This is a genomic window from Streptomyces sp. SID486 (genome assembly GCF_009865385.1).
In the GTDB taxonomy this organism is placed as follows: Bacteria; Actinomycetota; Actinomycetes; order Streptomycetales; family Streptomycetaceae; genus Streptomyces.
The window spans coordinates 1-5,376 of the sequence record NZ_WWJT01000015.1; the positions used below are offsets into that span (position 1 = coordinate 1).

4 protein-coding genes are annotated in these 5,376 nt (G+C 74.9%); 3 read left to right on the plus strand and 1 reads right to left on the minus strand.

The window, feature by feature from the left end; translation table 11 throughout:
- Positions 1-104 precede the first annotated feature (104 nt).
- On the minus strand, positions 105-1,322 hold the full coding sequence (locus GT045_RS00985) for an erythromycin esterase family protein (protein WP_161291941.1): 1,218 nt from the start codon (positions 1,320-1,322) through the stop codon (positions 105-107).
- 59 nt (positions 1,323-1,381) lie between these two features.
- On the opposite strand from GT045_RS00985, the gene GT045_RS00990 reads away from it, so the two are divergent.
- The 3 genes from GT045_RS00990 to GT045_RS01000 all read left to right on the plus strand — a co-directional run bounded on the left by GT045_RS00990 (position 1,382) and on the right by GT045_RS01000 (position 5,216).
- Positions 1,382-2,179 carry a TioE family transcriptional regulator gene (locus GT045_RS00990; protein WP_161291939.1) on the plus strand — a complete coding sequence of 266 codons (798 nt, stop codon included), beginning with the start codon at positions 1,382-1,384 and terminating at the stop codon, positions 2,177-2,179.
- A gap of 139 nt (positions 2,180-2,318) precedes the next feature.
- Complete coding sequence (locus GT045_RS00995) at positions 2,319-3,809, plus strand: hypothetical protein (RefSeq protein ID WP_161332983.1); 1,491 nt, start codon at positions 2,319-2,321, stop codon at positions 3,807-3,809.
- Between the two features lie 102 nt (positions 3,810-3,911).
- Positions 3,912-5,216, plus strand: coding sequence for an AAA family ATPase (locus GT045_RS01000; protein ID WP_161332984.1), 1,305 nt, complete (start codon positions 3,912-3,914; stop codon positions 5,214-5,216).
- Positions 5,217-5,376 lie beyond the last annotated feature (160 nt).

A 5,376-nucleotide genomic window follows, 5' to 3' on the forward strand; every position in this document is an offset into this window, starting at 1 on the left:
TGTGACCGCGGACCGCTCGGGTGACGGCCGGGGTGTGACCGCGGACTGCTCGGGTGACGACAGGGAGGTTGCCGCGGACCGCTCGGGATCACAGGTTCGGCGGATCACGCGCCGGGACGACTCCCTCGCGGTACGTCCCTGAGGAAGACGATCGCGTCGTAGCCGGGCAGATGCGCCGGGTCGAGCGGTGCGTAGCCGAACCAGGGGGACTGCCGCGGAGCGGGCCGGCCGGCGCCGAGGGCGGCGGCCAGCCGTGGGGCGTCGACGACGCAGCGGTCCTCCCGGAGCGCGTACATGAGTCCCTCGACGGTGTCCGGTGGCGGGGTGCCCACCCCGCGGTGCCGGATCGTGCCGACGGCCGTGGCCACGAAGGCGTATCCCTCGGCCAGGCGGGCGGAGACGAGCGCGCCGGCGCTCCACCACCGTACGGGCCGACCGCCCATCCGCGTGCTGCTCCTGTCCCGCTGGAGGTGGGAGTTGTGGGCATGGACGAGGACCGGGCCCCGCTCGGCGAGGGCCAGGAGGTTGGCGGCCATCATCTGGTCGCGCAGGCCCAGCAGCCGCGTCATGCGACTCGGTGAGGTGTCGGCCATCCAGAAGTGGTACCGCAGCAGACCGGTGGCCGTGCGCGCGTACAGCCGGGCGCGCTCCCACTCATGCCGTGAGGTCGCCGCGAGCAGACCGGGGGTCTGCTCTTCGAGCAGCGCGGCCAGGTCGTCGGCGATCAGCCGCAGTTCACGGGCCTCGGCCGACCGTCCCACGGACCGGGCCGGGTCCGTCATCGCGGCCGGCTCCGTCCACCGGTCGTCGGCGCCCAGCAGGCGGTCGAGCGTCTCCGCGGTGCAGGGGAGCAGGCCCGCGTCCCCCCGGGCCGAGAGGTGGGCGTGGAGCGCGAGGAGGGACTGCCGGGGGCTGGCGGCGCCGGTGATCTCCAGTGGGCCGTCGAAACCGGCGAAGCGGACGTGCTCGGAGGCGGGGCGCCCCTCGTTGTGGGCGCGCATCCAGCGCACGAGTTCGCGGTTGGCGGGGAAGGCGCCCCACTCGTGACTGAAACCGTGCCGCATGACGTCGTCCAGGGTGCCCGCTCCCGAGGTGACGTGCTCGTCCACGATCAGTCCCGCCATGCAGTCGCTCTCGATCGCGATCGTCCGGTAGCCGTGCTGCTCGACGAGCCGGCGGAAGAGCGCGTTGCGCAGATCCATAAGGCCGTCCTCGCCATGGGTCGGTTCCCCGAGGGCGAGCAGCCGCGGCCGGTCCGGGAGCAGCCGCAGCACGGAAGCGGCGTCGACGGCGTGGGTGATGTCCTCGATGTCAACGGTCATGCGTTCAACGCTATCGTTGAACCCTCGGTTGAAACTTCGTCACGACGACACCCAGGAACATGGTCCGAAAGCTTCAAAACGAGGAACGGCTCAGGCCGGTCGACCTGGCCCGCGGGCACGGGCTGTCCACACAGGCGGTCAGGAACTACGAGGAGGCCGGCATCCTCCCCGCCGCCGGCCGCACACCTCACGGCTACCGCACCTACACCCCGCTGCACGCCGCGGCTCTGCGGGCCTTCCTCGGCCTCGTGCCGGGGCACGGCCACCAGCGGGCCGCGGAGATCATGCGGGCGGTGAACACCGGCGCACTCGAAGAGGCGTTCCGCCTGATCGACGCGAGTCACGCCCAGCTCCTCGACGACCGGCAGACCCTCCAGGCAGTGGAACGCGCCCTGCGCGACCTGGAGCCCACCACCGGGTCCGCCCGCGCCGAGGCGGATCCGGCCGGCACGTTCATCGGACCGCTCGCGAGGAAGCTCGGGATCCGGCCCGCGACGCTGCGCGCCTGGGAGCGCGCCGGACTGGTGCGCCCGCGGCGCGACCCGCTGACGGGATACCGCGTCTACGACGAGGCCGACGTGCGGGACGTCCGGCTGGCCCACCAGCTCAGGCGAGGCGGCTACCCGCTGGACCAGATCGCCCCCCTGATCACCCAGGTGCGGGCGGCCGGCGGACTGGAGCCGCTGACGGCGGCCCTGCGCGACTGGCACGGCCGGCTGTCCGCCCGGGGCCGGGCGATGCTCTCCGGAGCGGCCGAGCTGGACGCCTACCTCCACGAACGCGGCGCCGACCAGAGCCGCGGCGGCGGACGTCCGCCGCGCCGCCGTGGGGACGGGATGTCCCGTCCCGGCGGGTGAGAGCCCGGGCCGGCGGTCCCGGGCGCGGCGACGTCCGTTATTCCAGGGGACGGATGTTCGGCGGTGTGGTTACGATGCCGATGATGAACGACTTCTTCTTCCACGGATGGGGGGAATCGACCGCGCAACGTGAGTGCTGATGGCACATCACCATGCGAACGGGATTCCAGCCCGCCTTTCGATGTGGCAACGCGTCCGCGAGTACGCCGTGCCACCGTCCATGATCGAGACCGCCACCGCACGACGTGCGACCGGTGACTGGGCCGGGGCCTGTGCCGCGGCCCGGGTCGCCGTCGATCTCGATCTGCGCGCCGTGCGCCACCGCCACGGCACCGATGTCGCCGGCCGCCTCCGTGCGGACCTGCGCAGACTGGCTCCGGACCTGCTCCGCTGGCACATGCCCCGGATCGTGCCGGACGGACGGCTCAGACCCGGCCTCACCCTCACCCTGGCCCACTACGGCAGTACCGGCGGCACGCCGCTCCACCTGGTCGTGCGGACACCCCCGGCCTGGGCGGATGCCGGTCAATGGATGTCCCTGGCCCTGTGGGAGGGCGCCGGCGACACCGCCGCGCACCACCCACATCCCCACCCGCACCGGCGCTTCCGCCTCGATCTGCACCGGCACCTGTGGGACGCGAGCCGCAGCGCCGAGCTGGCCCAGCGGTGCGGTGCGGGCGGCACACCCGACCCGGCACCGTCCGCGTCCTCCCGCGCTGCCGGCAGCCCAGCCGTTCCGCACCTCCAGCAGGTGCCCGCCCCTGTCGATCCCTCGTGGGCGGTGAGCAATTGGGCCACCGAGGCCGAACTGCTGCTCCGCAGCGAAGGGCGCCCGCGCGGAGCGTTCGCCGTACGAGTCGGTACGCGCAGCCGCGCCGTGTTCGAACTCGTCGCCCCCGACGACAGCCACGCCCCGACGCTGCGGCCCCTGGCCGGGACACTGCCTCAGCGGGACGTCGCCGCGCTGCCGGTACTGCCGGAAGCGGCGGCCCGGGTCCTCCCGGACCTGGAACTGCTGCGCGCCGGACTGGTCGCGGCCGGCCGGCTGCATCCCCTGGTCGCCGCGGCACTGGGCGGGGCCGCCACGGCACCGACGGCCGGCCGCGCCCGCGAGCCCGCCGATCCGCACCGGGTGGAGTGCCGCGGCCGGCTCCACCGGATCGCGCTGCGCGACGGCGTCCTGACGGCGATCGACCACGATCCCGCCGAACTGCGCCGCGAGGAGCTGCTGGTGGCGCTCGGCGGACCGGCGCTGCCCTGCCTGCGGGCGATCGACACCGTGCACCGTGACCCAGAGGCGCTGCCCGCGGTCCGGGAACGGCTCTGCCACGGTGACACCGCCGGGGCGCTGACCGTGGTCGAGGGGCTGCTCGGGCCCAGGGCGGTCCTGCGTGACGGGCCGCTGCGGGAGGCCCTGGAGTCGGCCGCCGACGGCCGTGTCGGCCACGGGCTCTTCCGCGCGGGTCTGATCACCGAACACCCCGCCGCCGACGCGGGGCGAGACGCGAACGCCTCCGCCGCCGGACGCCGGACGCCGGTACACCGTCCCCGGCTCGACCGCCGGGTCCCCGCGACGATGCGTGACAAGCAGACCAGCCGGGCCCGTCCCCGCACCGGCATACACCGCTGACCCGCGTCCGGTCCGCCGCCGGGCCCGCGTAGTCCGCGCGGGCCCCCACCCGACCTCCGGAACGGGCCGTCCCGTTCCCGTACCCGACTCCCAGGTGATTCCATGACGTCCAGCACCCTCCTGACCACCCCCACCCCGGCCGTCGGCGACCCTGCGGCCACCGGCGTGGGCCTACCCGCGACCGGCACCCAACTCGCCCTCGCCGGCGACCTGCTGGCGCTCCTGCGGACGACGGCCACCGAGCCGCGCCCCGACGAGCAGCTCGAAGCACTCACCCTGGCCGTCGCGGCCGACCTGCCCGTGCTGCTCTGGGGTGAACCGGGCATCGGCAAGACCGCCGCCCTGACCCAGCTCGCCACCTCCCTGGACCTGCCGCTGACGACCGTGATCGCCAGCGTCCACGAACCGTCCGACTTCTCCGGACTGCCCATCGTGGGCGACGACCCGGCCGCGCAGGGCGTGCCGATGGCGCCGCCGCAGTGGGCCGTCGAACTCGTCCGCGCCGGACGGGGACTGCTCTTCCTGGACGAACTCTCCACCGCGACCCCCGCCGTCCAGGCCGCACTGCTCCGGGTCGTCCTGGAGCGGAAGGTCGGTGCGCTCCAACTGCCTCCGCAGGTACGGATCGTGGCCGCCGCCAATCCGCGCGCGTCGGCCGCGGACGGATGGGAACTGAGCCCGCCCCTGGCCAACCGGTTCGTGCATCTGTACTGGGTGCACGACCACGAGGTGGTGGTACGCGGCCTGGGCGGGGTCTGGCCCCGGGCGGAACTGCCCCGGCTCGTGCCCGACCGGCTGCCGGAGGCGGTGGCCCACGCCAGGCGCGCGGTCTGCGGCTTCCTGGAGGCCCGGCCGACGCTCGTCCACCGGCTGCCGAGCACCGAGACCCGGCGTGGCGGAGCCTGGCCCTCGCCCCGCAGCTGGGAGGCGGCGCTGACCCTGCTCGCCTTCGGCACGGCGGCGTCCGTCTCCCGGGAGGTACTCGCGTCGCTGGTGCGGGGCGCCGTGGGGGACGGGCCCGGACTCGAACTGCTCGCCCACCTGGACCGCATGGATCTGCCGGACCCCGAGTCGCTGCTGGCCGAGCCCGCCTCCGCCGAACTGCCGGCCCGGGGTGACCTGCGGCAGGCGGCGCTGGAGGCGGTGGTGGCCGCCGTCGGGTCCCGGCCGTCGAGGCGGCGGTGGGAGGCGGGCTGGGCCGTCATGGTCCGGGCCCTGGAGACCGGCGTCCCCGACCTGCTCGTCGGCCCCGCGACGGCGCTCGCCTCGCTGCGGCGCGAGGACTGGGAGGTACCCGAAGCGGTGGAGCGGCTGGCCGGGGTGATCGGGCTCGCCCGCCGAGCCGACAGGTCCGTGGAGCGGGTCACCGCGGCCCGTACCACGCGTGCGACGGGGGGACGCCGATGACAGGAGCCGCCGACACGCGCCCGCACGACAGCAGTACGCCGGTGCCGGGAGGCGTCGAGCGACCGCGTGACGTGGGCACGGCGGTGCCGGGAGCCGCCAGGCGCCCGCCCGCGTCGCCACGCCCGGTGGCCCCACCCGCGTCACCGCGCCCGATGACCCC